Source organism: Mycobacterium sp. AZCC_0083 (assembly GCF_014202335.1).
Lineage (GTDB): Bacteria > Actinomycetota > Actinomycetes > Mycobacteriales > Mycobacteriaceae > Mycobacterium.
Genome location: NZ_JACHGP010000003.1, coordinates 343,565 through 356,817, shown reverse-complemented (window position 1 = coordinate 356,817; position 13,253 = coordinate 343,565). Strand labels below are relative to the sequence as shown.

Genomic DNA, 13,253 nt, shown 5'->3' with positions numbered 1-13,253 from the left:
CTATTTCTCTTCGCGCAAGCGCTCATCGGCGGTGAGCCGAAACAGGGCAGACACGGGGCCGTGGCCACGGCCCAACGGGTAAGCGGCGCGCAGACATTCGGTGACCCACTGCTTGGCGAACTGCACCGCGTCGGGCACCGAATACCCATGCGCCAGAGCGCACGCCGTCGCGGCGGCCAACGTGTCGCCCGCCCCGTGATCGTGGGCGGTGTCGATGCGTTCGGCGTCGAACTCGTAGAAGTCGGTGCCGTCGAACAGCAGGTCGGCACTGTGCGACGACGACCGCAGGTGCCCGCCCTTGACCAGCGCCCACTGCGGCCCAAGTGCGTGCAGGGCCCTTGCTGCGTCGCGCTGGGTGTCGCCGTCGATGACCTCTATCCCCGTGATCAACCGCACCTCGTCCAGGTTCGGTGTCACCAAGGTGGCAATCGGAAACAGTTCGGTCCGAACGGCATTCAGCGCCGACGGGTGCAGCAGCGGGTCGCCGTGCATCGAGGCGCACACCGGGTCGACCACCATCGGCGCGTTGGTGTTCAGGCCGCGCCAGGTCTCGGCGACCGCGGTGATGATCTCCGAGGAGGCCAGCATCCCGGTCTTGGCGGCCTGGATGCCGATGTCCTCGACCACCGCCTCGATCTGGCCGGTGATGACGTCCAGTGGGATCTCGTGAAAGCCCTTGACCCCGACGGAGTTCTGCACTGTCACCGCCGCGACCGCGACGCAGCCGTGCACGCCGAGCATCGCGAACGTGCGCAGGTCGGCTTGGATGCCCGCGCCGCCGCCCGAGTCGGTGCCCGCGATCGTCATCACGCGCAGCGGTGTCTGGCCAGGCGGGGCCAATGGCAGGTAGTTCACGTGTTCAAGGGTAGATACACCCGGTTGCCGTGTTCGGCGAACTCCTTCGATTTCTCGGCCATGCCCTTGGCGATCTCGTCGGAGTAGGTCTCCCGGATGTCGTGTGAGATCCGCATCGAGCAGAACTTCGGGCCGCACATCGAGCAGAAGTGCGCGGTCTTGGCAGGCGCTGCGGGCAACGTCTCGTCGTGGAATTCACGGGCGGTGTCCGGGTCCAGTGACAGCGCGAACTGATCGAGCCAGCGGAACTCGAAGCGCGCCTTGGACAATGCGTCGTCGCGCCGCTGGGCGAGGGGGTGGCCCTTGGCCAGATCTGCCGAGTGCGCCGCGATCTTGTACGTGATCACCCCGACCTTGACGTCGTCGCGGTCGGGCAGACCGAGGTGCTCCTTGGGAGTGACGTAGCACAGCATCGCGGTGCCTGCCTGCGCGATGATGGCCGCGCCGATCGCCGAGGTGATGTGGTCGTAGGCCGGTGCGATGTCGGTGGCCAGCGGCCCGAGGGTGTAGAACGGCGCCTCCTCGCAGAGCTCCTCCTCGAGGCGGACGTTCTCGACGATCTTGTGCATGGGCACGTGGCCTGGGCCCTCGATCATCACCTGTACGCCATGGGATTTGGCGATCTTGGTGAGCTCGCCGAGCGTGCGCAGTTCGGCGAACTGTGCCTCGTCGTTGGCGTCGGCGATCGACCCGGGCCGTAGCCCGTCGCCGAGTGAGAACGTCACGTCGTAGCGGGCCAGGATCTCGCACAGCTCGGCGAAGTGGGTGTATAGGAACGACTCGGTGTGGTGCGCCAGGCACCAGGCCGCCATGATCGAGCCGCCGCGGCTGACGATGCCGGTGACCCGGTTGACGGTCAACGGGATGTAGCGCAGCAGTACCCCTGCGTGCACGGTCATGTAGTCCACGCCCTGCTCGCATTGCTCGATCACGGTGTCGCGGTAGACCTCCCACGTCAGTGCCGTCGGATCGCCGTTGACCTTCTCCAGCGCTTGATACATCGGGACGGTGCCGACGGGGACGGGGGAGTTGCGCAGGATCCACTCGCGGGTCAGGTGGATGTCGCGGCCGGTGGACAGATCCATGATGGTGTCGGCGCCCCAGCGGGTGGCCCACACCATCTTGTCCACCTCCTCGGCGACCGACGACGTGACCGCCGAGTTCCCGATGTTGGCGTTGACCTTCACGGCGAAGGCCTTGCCGATCACCATCGGCTCGCATTCCGGATGATTGTGGTTGGCGGGGATCACCGCGCGGCCGCGGGCCACCTCGTCGCGCACCAATTCGGCTGGCACGCCTTCACGTTCGGCGATGAACGCCATCTCGGCGGTGACCTCGCCTGCGCGGGCCCGCTGCAGTTGGGTGCCGCGGTCGCGCTGCACGCCGGGGCGGTGGGCCAGCCCGGCGGCGAGATCGATCACGGCCGCCTCATCGGTGTACGGACCCGAGGTGTCGTACAGGTCGAGGTGCTCGCCGTTGGTTTGCAGGACCCTGCGGAACGGCACGCGGCCGCCCTCGCCGAGTTCGCGATAGACCTTCACGCTGCCCGTGATCGGACCGGTGGTCACCGTGGGGTCGATTGAAGGGTCGACAAGAATAGCCATCAGAACATCTCCCTACGCCGGCATTACCCGGTCAGGTTCATACGGTCGACGGCACCTCTTCGCCAAGGCGAAGAATCTCCAGCCGTCCTCTCAGCGCACTCTGGTGTGTGCTCCCGCGCGGACGCTTTTCAACCTACCGCACGGCTGCGGCGGGGGTCGGGGTGGGAATACGAATTGCCTGAAGATCTTTTGTATAGCTAACATATGTGTTTTGTGCGCGGGTGCGCGGCTAACTTGTTTCGATACGTAAAGCGAAGATGATGACGACTGACATCGAAAGATCTGCAGCAAAGTCCGCAACGGGCGACTCCGCTGCTGCTGAGACGGCACGCCGCCGCACGCGGATGGATCACGACCACCCCTTCTACAAGTGGGTGGTGCTGTCCAACACCACGCTGGGCACGCTGCTGGCCACCATCAACGCGTCGATCGTCCTCATCTCGCTGCCCGCCATCTTTCGCGGCATCGGCCTGAACCCCCTGGCCCCCGGCAATGTCAGCTATCTGCTGTGGATGTTGATGGGCTACCTGGTGGTGACGGCCGTGCTGGTCGTCCCGTTCGGCCGCCTCGGCGACATGTTCGGCCGGGTGAAGATCTACAACCTCGGTTTCGTCGTGTTCACGCTCGCAGCGGTCGCGCTGTCGTTCGACCCGTTCCACCTCGGCGGCGGCGCGATGTGGCTGATCGCCTGGCGCGTGGTCCAGGGTGTCGGCGGCGCGATGCTGATGGCGTCGTCGTCGGCGATCCTGACCGATGCGTTCCCCGCCAACCAGCGCGGCATGGCGCTCGGCGTCAACATGGTGGCGGCGGTCGCCGGCTCGTTCCTCGGCCTGCTCATCGGCGGAGTCCTCTCCGAGATCCATTGGCAGGCGATCTTCTGGGTCGGCGTGCCCATCGGCATCTTCGGCACCATCTGGAGCATCCGGTCGCTGAGGGAGCTCGGCGTCCGCACGCCAGGCAAGCTCGACTGGCCGGGCACGCTGACCTTCGGTCTCGGGTTGACGGTGCTGCTCGCAGGCATCACCTACGGCATCCAGCCCTACGGCGCCTCCACCACCGGCTGGGGCAACCCGTTGGTGCTGGGGGCGATCGTCTTCGGCCTGCTGTCGCTGGTGGCGTTCTGCTTCATCGAACTGCGCGTCGACTCGCCGATGGTCGACATCCGGCTGTTCCGTTCGGCGTCGTTCGGCATGGGCAACCTGGCCGGGCTGATGTCCTCGATGGGCCGAGGCGGTCTGCAGTTCATGCTGATCATCTGGCTGCAAGGAATCTGGCTTCCCTTGCACGGGTACAGCTTTGAGTCGACGCCGCTATGGGCGGGCATCTACCTGTTGCCGATCACCGTCGGCTTCCTGGTGGCAGGGCCTCTAGCGGGTTCGCTGTCGGATCGCTTCGGCGCGCGGCCGTTCACGGTCGGCGGCATGCTGCTGATGGCGGTGACGTTCGCCGCGCTGCTGATGATTCCCGTGAACTTCGACTACTGGGTGTTCGCCTTGCTGGTCTTCCTCAACGGTCTCGGCGGTGGCATCTTCACCGCGCCGAACACCGCTGCGATCATGTCGAGCGTGCCCGCGTCCCAGCGCGGCGCAGCCTCGGGTGTGCGCGCGACGTTCTTCAACGCGGGCTCGTCGCTGTCGATCGGAGTCTTCTTCTCGCTGATGATCATCGGGCTGGCCAACACGCTGCCGTCGGCGATGAGCACCGGCCTGCAGGCGCAGGGCGTGTCGGCGTCGGTCGCGCACGACGTCGCCAACCTGCCACCCGTCGGCAGCTTGTTCGCCGCTTTCCTCGGCTACAACCCGATCGCCGAACTGCTCGGCCCGTCCGGCGCGCTGCAGGATCCCGGCGTCAATGTCGACGTGCTGACCGGCAAGACCTTCTTCCCGCAGCTGATCACCGAGCCGTTCCACTCCGGTCTGACCGTGGTGTTCCTCGCGGCCGCGGTGATGATGCTGCTCGGCGCGGTGGCCTCGCTGTTCAACGCTGGCCGCTACGGCACCGCTGAGGACGCGGACAACGCAGCCTGACCGGGAGGTGTGACGCCGGGCACAGTCGGGGTACCCGGCAGGCATGACGACTACCGACGATCGACCACGCGAAGTTCGCAACCAGGCTCGACGGCACGCGAATGCGGCCCGCGAGGCGGCCGACGAAAAGCGCCGCGATGCCGGGAACGGATTGGCCGGCTGGATCGCCGAACGCGCAGGTGAGTGGAATCTCGACGGTCAGGACGAAGCCCGCCATGCAACGCCAGAAGTTCCTGTGGAACGCCCTGGTGGATTACTGGTTCCGGATGGAGATGGACGGCTGGGACAACCTGCCCAAGTCGCCGGTCCTGCTGGTGGGCATTCATTCCGGCGCACCGTTCGTCTGGGACGCGTGGACGGTCGGGGTGCAGTGGTGGCGGCGGTTCGGTCAGGAACGGCCACTGCACGGAACTGCGCACGACGCGTTGATGGCGATCCCCGTCATCGGGAGGTACTTCCGCGCGATGGGCGTGCTACCGGCTGCGCCCGACTCGATTGCGACGGCCCTGGCCGACGGCAGGGACGTGGCGGTTTGGCCAGGCGGCGAGGTCGACTCGCTGCGGCCGTGGCGCGAGCGTGACCGGGCCAACCTTGCGGGCCGGAAGGGCTTCGTCAAGATGGCGATCCGTGCCGGAGTGCCCATCGTGCCGATCGCCACGGTTGGTGGCGCCGATGCGATGCCGGTGCTGATGCGGGGCGATGGGCTGTCCCGGGCGTTGAGACTAGATAAAGTGCTGCGGCTCAAGGTCTTTCCATTGGCGATATCGTTGCCGTGGGGTATCGCGCCCGCCGCGCTGCCCCAGCTGCCATTACCCGCGAAGATCCGGACCCGGTTCATGCCTGCAGTGGAGGTGGATACCAACCCCGATCGTGCCGACGATCGCGCCTACGTGGACCGGGTGTATGGCGAGGTGCAGGCAAGCATCCAGCGGGGCATGGACGCACTGGCCCGCAAGCGGGCGCTTCCGCTGTTCGGATGACGGGCCTGAACGACTCAGGTCAGGTCGACGAACACCGGCGCGTGATCGCTGGGCGCAGGAGTGCCCTTCTTGCCTGGCTTGCGCTCGTCGCGGGCGATCTCGCCCTGGGTGACCCGGCTTGCCAGCGCGGGTGAGCCGAGGATGAAGTCGATGCGCATGCCCTGACGCTTGGGGAATCGCAGCTGGGTGTAGTCCCAGTAGGTGAAGGTGCCCGGCCCAGGGGTGAACGGGCGGACCACGTCGGTGAACTGTTCCTCGATCGCCCGGAACGCCGCGCGCTCCGGTTCGGTGACGTGGGTGCTGCCGCGGAAGAACTCGACGTCCCAGACGTCCTCGTCAGTGGGCGCGATGTTCCAGTCGCCGGTCAGCGCGATCGGTGCGGCCGGGTCGTCGGCCAGCCAGCCCGCGGCCGTCCCGCGCAGTGCGGCAAGCCATTCCAACTTGTACGCGTAGTGCGGATCCTCGACCGTGCGCCCGTTGGGCACGTACAGGCTCCACACCCGGACCCCGCCGCACGTCGCACCGAGTGCCCTGGCCTCCGATGCCTCGGCCCAGTCCGGTTGCCCGCCGAAGCCAATCGCGATGTCGTCGATGCCGACGCGCGACGCGATCGCCACGCCGTTCCACTGGCTGAACCCGGTGTGCACGACCTCATAGCCCAGCGCCGCGAACGGCATAGTGGGGAACTGGTCGTCGGTGCACTTGGTCTCCTGCATCGCGAGCACGTCGACGTCGGCCCGCTGCAACCAGTCGGTGACCCGGTCGACGCGGGCACGGATCGAGTTCACGTTCCAGGTGGCCAGCCGCACGCGCTAGAGCGTACGGGCGTCGACATAGCGGACGCGGTGCTGGGTGGTGAAGCCCATCGACTCGTACATGTCGATCGCCGGGGCGTTGTCGGCGAGCACCTGCGCGTAACCGCGGGTGGCGCCGCGGCCTGCCGCCCACCCCAGCATCTCCTCGCACAGCGCGCGGGCGTGACCCTTCCGGCGATGCGCCTCGGAGACGTGCACCGCCGCAAGACCCGCCCACCTGGTGCCGTCTGGCGCCGAGGTCACCGCCACCCGCGCAACGGCGGCGCCGCCCCGGCTCCCGAACATCACCTCGCCGTCGACAACCGCGGTCAACACGTCGAGCGGAACACCGCGTTCGTAGAGCTGCAGCCACCGCTCGTCGGGGCGCGGCGCCATCGTCACCGATGCTGCCGAGGCGGGCACCGTCGTCAACTCCCTTGTCATGACCACGTTCTCACCGTCGACCGGCACCCCCGGCGGCACCCGGAACAACCGGTCGGGCGCAACCAGCAGCGGGGTGGCCGAACGGGCGGCGTACCAGTCGATGATCGCGGGCAGTGCGCTCAGGTCGCCCCGGACCTCGAGCGGGACAGCCGAATTCGCCCGCCGGGTGCTGCCGTGGCCGTAGCGCAGCAGCCAGCCGTCGATCCACTGCTGCTCGACACCGGGCCAGGCCCGTGCCGCCGCGTACTCGACGTTGCGGATGTCGCCCGTGCGCACCGGCGCATCGCTCAATGCCTTGATCGCGACCACGTCCGCCGCGGCGACGTCCACCACGTCGCCGCGTTTGGTGCGCACCCGCAGTGCTGGACCGACCTCGAGCAGATGGCCGACGACGTCGGTCAGCGGCGGCACCGACCCGGCGGGCAGCCGGTAGCGCAGGCTGACCCTGGTGCCGATCTCGGGCACCTGCACTAGTGGCCGAAGGGATCGGGATCCTCGCCAGGCATCCAGGTCAACCCGGGCACACCCCAGCCGTGTGACTTGACGGAACGCTTGGCGGCCCGCGCATGTCGACCGATCAGGCCGTCCACGTAGAGGAACCCGTCGAGGTGTCCGGTCTCGTGCTGCAGCATGCGCGCGAACAGCCCGCTGCCCTCGAGCGTGATCGGCGTGCCGTCGGCGTCGAGGCCCGTAACCCGCGCCCAGTCGGCCCTGCCCCGCGGGAACGACTCTCCCGGCACGGAAAGGCAGCCCTCGTCGTCGTTGTCGGGATCGGGCATGGTCTCGGGAATCTCGGACGTCTCAAGGACCGGGTTGACGATAACTCCCCGCCGCCGCGTCGTTCTGCCGCGCTCGTCGGCGCAGTCGTAGACGAAGACTCGCTGCGATACGCCGATCTGGTTGGCGGCCAAGCCGACACCGTACGCGGCGTCCATCGTGTCGTAGAGATCGTTGATGAGGTCGGCTAGTTCTGCGGGCAGCGAACCGTCCTCTCCGACGGGCACGGGAGTGGTCACGGTGTGCAGGACGGGATCTCCCACGATGCGGATCGGTACGACAGCCACGGTGGGCAATCTTAAGTCAGCCGACGCGCGGGCAACGATCACGGCTCAACTCCCGCTGCCGTGATTGAATGTGCCCGAACCATCAGTACGTGTTTGCATGTCGGAGAGGGCCCAGGGAGCGAAATGGACGGCGCCATGGCGCGGACTGAGCGATCCGGGGACGATTCCGAGCTCGCCGACGGGTTGACCCGCCGCGAACACGACATTTTGGCCTTCGAACGACAGTGGTGGAAGTACTCGGGTTCCAAAGAGGACGCCATCAAGGAGCTGTTCTCGATGTCGGCGACGCGGTACTACCAGGTGCTCAACGCCCTCGTCGACCGGCCAGAGGCCCTGGCGGCCGACCCGATGCTGGTCAAGCGGTTGCGCCGAGTGCGCGCCAGCAGGCAGAAGGCGCGCGCTGCACGCAGGCTGGGGTTCGAGGTCACCTGACCTCTCCGTCCCACGATCGCATGTAGATACAGTGGCTTCGATGAATCAGCGAGAATCCTCCGGGTTGCCACTGCGCGCCATGGTCATGGTGTTGCTCTTCCTCGGCGTGGTGTTCCTGCTGGTGGGGTTCCAGGCGATGGGGTCGGGCGACGACGGCGACGGTAGCTCGACGGCCGGCACCACCGTCACCGCCACCTCGACCACCCCGGCGTCAGCGACGGGAACACCCGCGCCAGCCAAGGCCGACGTGCGGGTGTACAACATCTCCGAGGTGCCCGGCGCCGCCGAGAGCGTCGCGACCCGGCTGCGCGACGCGCAGTGGAACGTCACCGAGACCGGCAACCTCGTGTTGGACGGCGTCACCGCAACCACGGTGTACTTCGGCGAGGCGCCGGGTGAGCACGAAGCCGCCGACGCAGTGGGCAAGTTCCTCGAGGCTCCGGTCGAGCCGCGGAGACCCGATCTCGTCGAGCAACCACCGGGCGTGATCGTGGCGGTCACCGGCTAGGCTTTCGGGCATGCCGATCTCCGCCCCGCTTCGTCTACTCGCCGCCGCGGCGCTCGTCGTTCCGGTTGCGAGCGCGTGCAGTCCGAATGAGCCCGTCGCCACCCAACCCGGCACCACGCCGCCCGTCTGGACCGGCTCTCCGCCGCCGTCGGCCAGCCACAGTGCAGGCCAGGCCGAGGCGCCTCCTGCAGGCGAGAAGCTGACCGCCGACATCAAGTCGCCCGACGGCACCACCGTCGCGACCGCCGATTTCGTGTTCAGCGGCAACTACGCCACGATCACCGTGAAGACCACCGCGCCAGGGCAGCTGGCCCCGGGCTTTCACGGCCTGCACATCCACTCTGCGGGCAAGTGTGAACCCAACTCGGTGGCTCCGAGCGGCGGTGCCCCCGGCGACTTCAACTCCGCAGGCGCGCACTTCCAGGTGGCAGGCCACACCAGCCATCCCGCCAGTGGTGACCTGACCTCGCTGCAGGTGCGTGCGGACGGCTCGGCATTGCTCGAGACGACGACCGACGCGTTCACCGCTGCGGATCTGCTCGCCGGTGCCAAGACGGCGATCATCATCCACGAGAAGGCGGACAACTTCGCCAACATCCCGGCGGAGCGCTACCAGCAGACCAACGGCACCCCTCCGCCGGACGAGACCACCATGGCCACCGGTGACGCCGGTAAACGGGTGGCGTGCGGTGTCATCACCGGCGGGTAAGCCGACGGACCGCGCGCGGCCCCAGCGCATCGACTTCGCCGGGTCCGCCAAGCCGACCATCGGCGTCGAGTGGGAGTTCGCCCTCGTCGATCCCGAGACCCGCGAGCTGAGCAACGAAGCTGCCGCGGTGATCGCGGAGATCGGCGAAAGCCCGCACGTGCACAAGGAATTGCTGCGCAACACCGTCGAGGTGGTCACGGGTATCTGCGGCAATTCCGCCGAGGCGATGGACGACCTGCGCTCGACTCTCGGTCCCGCGCGTCGGATCGTGCGCGACCGCGGCATGGAGTTGTTCTGCGCGGGGACCCACCCGTTTGCGAAGTGGTCGCCGGAGCAGCTGACCGACGCGCCGCGCTACGCGGAGTTGATCAAGCGCACCCAGTGGTGGGGCAGGCAGATGTTGATCTGGGGCGTGCACGTGCATGTCGGCGTGTCGTCGGCGCACAAGGTGATGCCGATCATCACGTCCCTGCTCAACCAGTACCCGCACCTGCTGGCGCTGTCGGCGTCGTCGCCCTATTGGGACGGCGGGGACACCGGATACGCCAGCAACCGCGCGATGATGTTTCAGCAGCTGCCGACGGCGGGCCTGCCGTTCCACTTCCAGGAATGGTCCCAGTTCGAGCAGTTCGTTCACGATCAGAAGAAGACCGGCATCATCGATCACATGAACGAGATTCGTTGGGACATAAGGCCTTCGCCGCATCTCGGCACCATCGAGGTGCGTATCTTCGACGGCATCTCCAACATCGCCGAACTCGGAGCGCTGGTCGCGCTGACCCACTGCCTGATCGTCGATCTCGACCGTCGTCTCGATGCCGGTGAGCACCTGCCTACCATGCCGCCATGGCACGTGCAGGAGAACAAGTGGCGCGCAGCACGTTACGGCCTTGACGCGGTGATCATCCTTGACGAGGACAGCAACGAGCGGCTGGTCACCGAGGATCTCGACGAAATTCTGAACAGGCTGGAACCGGTCGCGAAGTCGTTGGGCTGTGCCGATGAGTTGGCGCAGGTGTCGGCCATCTACAGCGGTGCGTCCTATCAGCGGCAGCGCCGGGTAGCCGAAGAGCACGACGGCGACCTGCGCCCGGTGGTCGACGCGCTGATCGCGGAGCTGGTTCTGTAGGGCTCCGGCCGGCGGAGCGCAGCGACAGGGGGAATGTTTCAGTGTCCATCAGGCCGATGTTCCCGTTGGAGAGCGTCCGGCTGCCTGGTGAGGGTCTGCCGCTGCGCATCTTCGAGCCGCGCTACGGCGCGCTGGTCCGCGACTGCCTCAGCGGTGCAAGGGAATTCGGGGTCGTGTTGATCGCCGCGGGCCGCGAGGTCGGAGGCGGCGATGCTCGGCTCGACGTCGGGGCCATGGCCCACATCGTGAACTGCAAGGACCTCGGTGACGGCCGGTACTTGCTCGAATGCGAGATGCGCGAACGGATCCGGGTGACGGCCTGGCTCGACGACGACCCGTACCCGAAGGCGGACGTCGAACCGTGGCCCGACGAGCCGGGGGCGAGCGTCACCGGTGAGGACATCGCTGTCGTGGAGGACCGGCTGATGGAGGTGTTCGAGCGAATCGCCTCGTCCCAGAGTGCGCAGCTGCCGTCGAAGCAGCACCTGCTCGGCGAGCCGGAGCCCGGCGACGATGCGGGAAAGCGGCTGTACGCGTTGGCAGCTCGGGTACCGATGGGTCAAGCCGATCGGTACTCGGTGCTCGCGGCTCCGTCCGCGGCCGAACGGCTGGACGCGTTGCGCGACGCCGTCGAGACGGTGGCCGCCATGGTCGAATTCCAGCTCGCCGAGGGCGGCTCCGCGGACTAGACGCGGGGCAGCCGTCGACCTTCGACGAACGCCGTGCGCATCGCCGCGTCCCCGCTGTCGCGGCCGTAACGATCCATCAGGTCACGCGCCGGGATCGAGCTGACTTCCCAGCCGTGGCCCGACAGCCAGTCCGCGGCGTCGGTGCGGTCCTCGATGTACCAGAGGTCGGCGACGTCGGGGGTGTCGTCATCGGCCTCCCCGGCCTCCACCTTCATCCGTCGGATCTGCTCACGCCGTTGCTCCAGATACTCGGGGAAGAAGAAGTCGGGGCCGAATGCCTCGACGGCGAACCGACTGTCGGGTGCGCTGAGCTCGTCGACCCGCTCGAAAAGCTCGTCCTGAGCAGTGTTGGGCAGGTAGGGCAGCAGTCCCTCCGCCGACCAGGCCGTCGGTGCATCCGCGTCGAAACCCGCTTCCCGCAGCGCCTTCGGCCAATCGTGACGGAGGTCGACGGGCACGGCGACGTAGCGGGCGGCAGGCTGCGCGTCGTGAGCTTCCAGGGTCTCGGCCTTGAACGCCAGGACCTGCGGCTGGTCGATCTCGAAGACGGTGCTGCCCGAGTTCCACGGCAGCCGCCACGCCCTGGCGTCCAGTCCGGCGGCCAGGATCACCGCCTGCTCGATCCCGTTGGCGCCCGCCGTGGTGAAGAAGTCGTCGAACCACTTGGTGCGCGACGCGGCATAGGGCGAGACGTGCTTGATCCGCTCGGCCATCGCACCGGTGGGCGGTCGCCAGCCCTTGGCGGTCGCGGCGTCGACGAACAACTGCGCGAACGGATCGCGAAACAGTGGGCAGGACCCCGTACTCTCGCTGGCCCTGGCGTAGGCCACGCCAAGGGCGGTGGCGCCGACGCTTTCGGTGATGTCCCAGGAGTCGTCGTCAGTTCTGGTCATGCTCCGCCATTTCGTCGGGGTGGGCCGATCGCCACGCTAGTTCTGTTCCCGGTATGCGAGGTAACCAACCCGATCAAGATCTGGGCGCCCGCCGATCTGGCACCATTGCGGATATGGACGCGCGTTCGGTGCCGGAGCTCAATGACCCGTTCCAAGAGGCGATCGACGACGCGCTGAACACCCTGCCCGACGATCTCCGCGCGGCGATCAGCAACGTCGAGATCGTCGTCGAGGACGAGCCTCCCGACGGGCAGCCGCTGCTCGGCCTGTACCGCGGCATACCGCTGTCGCGAAGGAATAGCATGTACTTCGGAGTGCTTCCCGACAGGATCAGCATCTTCAGCGGGCCGATCACCCGACTTGCTGGCGGCGACTCCGATCGTCTACGCCGCGAGATCAGGCACGTCGTGCTCCACGAGATCGCGCATCACTTCGGAATCAGCGACGAACGGTTGATCGAGATCGATCGCTACTGACGGCATCAGTTCTCGTCGTACTCGGCCATCTCGTCGCGGGTCAGAAGGTCGTCACGGAAGCTCTGCTCCCGGTACGCGAGTTGGCCGACCCGGTTCGCCACCACCGGCGCGGTGATCACGGTGAACAGCCCGGCCAGGATCACCATGCCCACGTCGGCGTTTCCGCGGAGCCGGATCGCCGCGCCGGCGAGCACCAGCAGCAGACCGAGTACCTGAGGCTTGGTGGCGGCGTGCATCCGCGACAGGGTGTCGGGGAACCGGACCACGCCGATCGCAGCCGTCAGGGCGAGTATCGATCCGCCGAGCACCAGCACGGCCGCCAGGACGTCGAGGACAGCGCTGAAAGTCATTGCGGCGTCCCGTCGTCGCGGTTGGTGTCCCGCACGCGGAAACGGGCCACGCTGACCGAGCCGACGAAGCTGATGAGCGCCAGCGCGGTCAGGCTGTAGGTCACGGTGGTGTCGAGGCTGTAGGCAGCCCATGTGCCGATGGCGCACATCGTCACCGCGACGAAGGTATCCAGCGCCACCAACCGGTCCAGCGTGCCGGGACCGGCGAGCAGCCGGAACATCGTGATGGCGGCGGCCGCGGTGAGGAGTACCGCCGCGATGATCCAGACGGTTGTCATGCGCGATCCCGCTTCGCTTCT

General features: G+C 67.4%; 15 protein-coding genes, 1 pseudogene and 1 riboswitch. Of the genes and pseudogenes, 8 read left to right on the top strand and 8 right to left on the bottom strand.

Translation table 11 applies throughout. The annotated features are described in order from the left end of the window. Complete coding sequence (gene thiD / locus HNP02_RS08920) at positions 1-855, bottom strand: bifunctional hydroxymethylpyrimidine kinase/phosphomethylpyrimidine kinase (RefSeq protein WP_184437254.1); 855 nt, start codon at positions 853-855, stop codon at positions 1-3. Continuing rightward, positions 852-2,459 carry a phosphomethylpyrimidine synthase ThiC gene (thiC, locus tag HNP02_RS08915; protein ID WP_184437252.1) on the bottom strand — a complete coding sequence of 536 codons (1,608 nt, stop codon included), beginning with the start codon at positions 2,457-2,459 and terminating at the stop codon, positions 852-854. The genes thiD and thiC overlap by 4 nt, the downstream gene beginning before the upstream one ends. Beyond that, positions 2,452-2,586: riboswitch (TPP riboswitch) on the bottom strand. (Overlaps the previous gene by 8 nt.) Before the next feature lie 133 nt (positions 2,587-2,719). Between thiC and HNP02_RS08910 the strand changes: the two genes are divergently transcribed. Both HNP02_RS08910 and HNP02_RS08905 read left to right on the top strand, forming a co-directional pair. Then, positions 2,720-4,486 (top strand): MFS transporter, encoded by a 1,767-nt coding sequence (locus HNP02_RS08910; RefSeq protein WP_184437250.1) that lies wholly within the window; start codon positions 2,720-2,722, stop codon positions 4,484-4,486. A gap of 43 nt (positions 4,487-4,529) precedes the next feature. After that, positions 4,530-5,466, top strand: a pseudogene (locus tag HNP02_RS08905) (lysophospholipid acyltransferase family protein). A 14-nt stretch (positions 5,467-5,480) separates the two neighbouring features. On the opposite strand, the gene HNP02_RS08900 reads toward HNP02_RS08905, so the two are convergent. From HNP02_RS08900 to HNP02_RS08890, 3 genes are read right to left on the bottom strand one after another with little or no spacing between them, the layout of a single operon-like run. Continuing rightward, positions 5,481-6,275, bottom strand: a complete 795-nt coding sequence (locus HNP02_RS08900) for an exodeoxyribonuclease III (RefSeq protein WP_184437248.1) — start codon at positions 6,273-6,275, stop codon at positions 5,481-5,483. A 3-nt stretch (positions 6,276-6,278) separates the two neighbouring features. Next, on the bottom strand, positions 6,279-7,175 hold the full coding sequence (locus HNP02_RS08895; protein WP_184437246.1) for a GNAT family N-acetyltransferase: 897 nt from the start codon (positions 7,173-7,175) through the stop codon (positions 6,279-6,281). Then, positions 7,175-7,768, bottom strand: coding sequence for a peptide deformylase (locus HNP02_RS08890; protein WP_184437244.1), 594 nt, complete (start codon positions 7,766-7,768; stop codon positions 7,175-7,177). The genes HNP02_RS08895 and HNP02_RS08890 overlap by 1 nt, the downstream gene beginning before the upstream one ends. A 123-nt stretch (positions 7,769-7,891) precedes the next feature. On the opposite strand from HNP02_RS08890, the gene HNP02_RS08885 reads away from it, so the two are divergent. The 5 genes from HNP02_RS08885 to HNP02_RS08865 are packed head-to-tail and all read left to right on the top strand — an operon-like array spanning position 7,892 to position 11,235. Continuing rightward, a complete protein-coding gene (locus HNP02_RS08885; RefSeq protein WP_184437242.1) occupies positions 7,892-8,200 on the top strand; it encodes a DUF3263 domain-containing protein in 309 nt (102 codons plus the stop codon). A gap of 40 nt (positions 8,201-8,240) precedes the next feature. Beyond that, positions 8,241-8,708, top strand: a complete 468-nt coding sequence (locus HNP02_RS08880) for a LytR C-terminal domain-containing protein (RefSeq protein WP_184437240.1) — start codon at positions 8,241-8,243, stop codon at positions 8,706-8,708. Between the two features lie 10 nt (positions 8,709-8,718). After that, positions 8,719-9,417 (top strand): superoxide dismutase family protein, encoded by a 699-nt coding sequence (locus HNP02_RS42580; RefSeq protein WP_184437238.1) that lies wholly within the window; start codon positions 8,719-8,721, stop codon positions 9,415-9,417. Further along, positions 9,398-10,546: a glutamate--cysteine ligase gene (locus tag HNP02_RS08870; RefSeq protein WP_184437785.1), complete on the top strand. Its 1,149-nt coding sequence runs from the start codon at positions 9,398-9,400 to the stop codon at positions 10,544-10,546. Before HNP02_RS42580 ends, HNP02_RS08870 begins: the two co-directional genes overlap by 20 nt. A 56-nt stretch (positions 10,547-10,602) precedes the next feature. Beyond that, complete coding sequence (locus tag HNP02_RS08865) at positions 10,603-11,235, top strand: LON peptidase substrate-binding domain-containing protein (RefSeq protein WP_184437783.1); 633 nt, start codon at positions 10,603-10,605, stop codon at positions 11,233-11,235. Here the strand turns inward: HNP02_RS08865 and HNP02_RS08860 are convergent. Continuing rightward, the gene (locus HNP02_RS08860) at positions 11,232-12,128 is read right to left on the bottom strand and encodes an SAM-dependent methyltransferase (protein WP_184437236.1); all 897 of its coding nucleotides are present in this window, start codon (positions 12,126-12,128) and stop codon (positions 11,232-11,234) included. The two genes, HNP02_RS08865 and HNP02_RS08860, sit on opposite strands and share 4 nt — an antisense overlap. Before the next feature lie 113 nt (positions 12,129-12,241). On the opposite strand from HNP02_RS08860, the gene HNP02_RS08855 reads away from it, so the two are divergent. After that, positions 12,242-12,604, top strand: a complete 363-nt coding sequence (locus HNP02_RS08855) for a metallopeptidase family protein (protein ID WP_184437234.1) — start codon at positions 12,242-12,244, stop codon at positions 12,602-12,604. 5 nt (positions 12,605-12,609) lie between these two features. On the opposite strand, the gene mnhG is transcribed toward HNP02_RS08855, so the two are convergent. Together mnhG and HNP02_RS08845 are read right to left on the bottom strand one after the other, a co-directional pair. After that, positions 12,610-12,954: a monovalent cation/H(+) antiporter subunit G gene (mnhG, locus tag HNP02_RS08850; RefSeq protein ID WP_184437233.1), complete on the bottom strand. Its 345-nt coding sequence runs from the start codon at positions 12,952-12,954 to the stop codon at positions 12,610-12,612. After that, on the bottom strand, positions 12,951-13,232 hold the full coding sequence (locus tag HNP02_RS08845) for a monovalent cation/H+ antiporter complex subunit F (RefSeq protein ID WP_184437230.1): 282 nt from the start codon (positions 13,230-13,232) through the stop codon (positions 12,951-12,953). Before HNP02_RS08845 ends, mnhG begins: the two co-directional genes overlap by 4 nt. Positions 13,233-13,253: the final 21 nt, after the last annotated feature.

Excerpts from the sequence above, each read along its gene's own strand:
- HNP02_RS08845 (WP_184437230.1), bottom strand. The coding sequence starts at position 13,232 with ATGACAACCGTCTGGATCATCGCGGCGGTACTCCTCACCGCGGCCGCC.
- HNP02_RS08865 (WP_184437783.1), top strand. The coding sequence starts at position 10,603 with ATGTTCCCGTTGGAGAGCGTCCGGCTGCCTGGTGAGGGTCTGCCGCTG.
- HNP02_RS42580 (WP_184437238.1), top strand. The coding sequence starts at position 8,719 with ATGCCGATCTCCGCCCCGCTTCGTCTACTCGCCGCCGCGGCGCTCGTC.
- HNP02_RS08885 (WP_184437242.1), top strand. The coding sequence starts at position 7,892 with ATGGACGGCGCCATGGCGCGGACTGAGCGATCCGGGGACGATTCCGAG.
- mnhG (WP_184437233.1), bottom strand. The coding sequence starts at position 12,954 with ATGACTTTCAGCGCTGTCCTCGACGTCCTGGCGGCCGTGCTGGTGCTC.
- HNP02_RS08855 (WP_184437234.1), top strand. The coding sequence starts at position 12,242 with ATGGACGCGCGTTCGGTGCCGGAGCTCAATGACCCGTTCCAAGAGGCG.
- HNP02_RS08880 (WP_184437240.1), top strand. The coding sequence starts at position 8,241 with ATGAATCAGCGAGAATCCTCCGGGTTGCCACTGCGCGCCATGGTCATG.
- thiC (WP_184437252.1), bottom strand. The coding sequence starts at position 2,459 with ATGGCTATTCTTGTCGACCCTTCAATCGACCCCACGGTGACCACCGGT.
- HNP02_RS08860 (WP_184437236.1), bottom strand. The coding sequence starts at position 12,128 with ATGACCAGAACTGACGACGACTCCTGGGACATCACCGAAAGCGTCGGC.
- HNP02_RS08910 (WP_184437250.1), top strand. The coding sequence starts at position 2,720 with ATGACGACTGACATCGAAAGATCTGCAGCAAAGTCCGCAACGGGCGAC.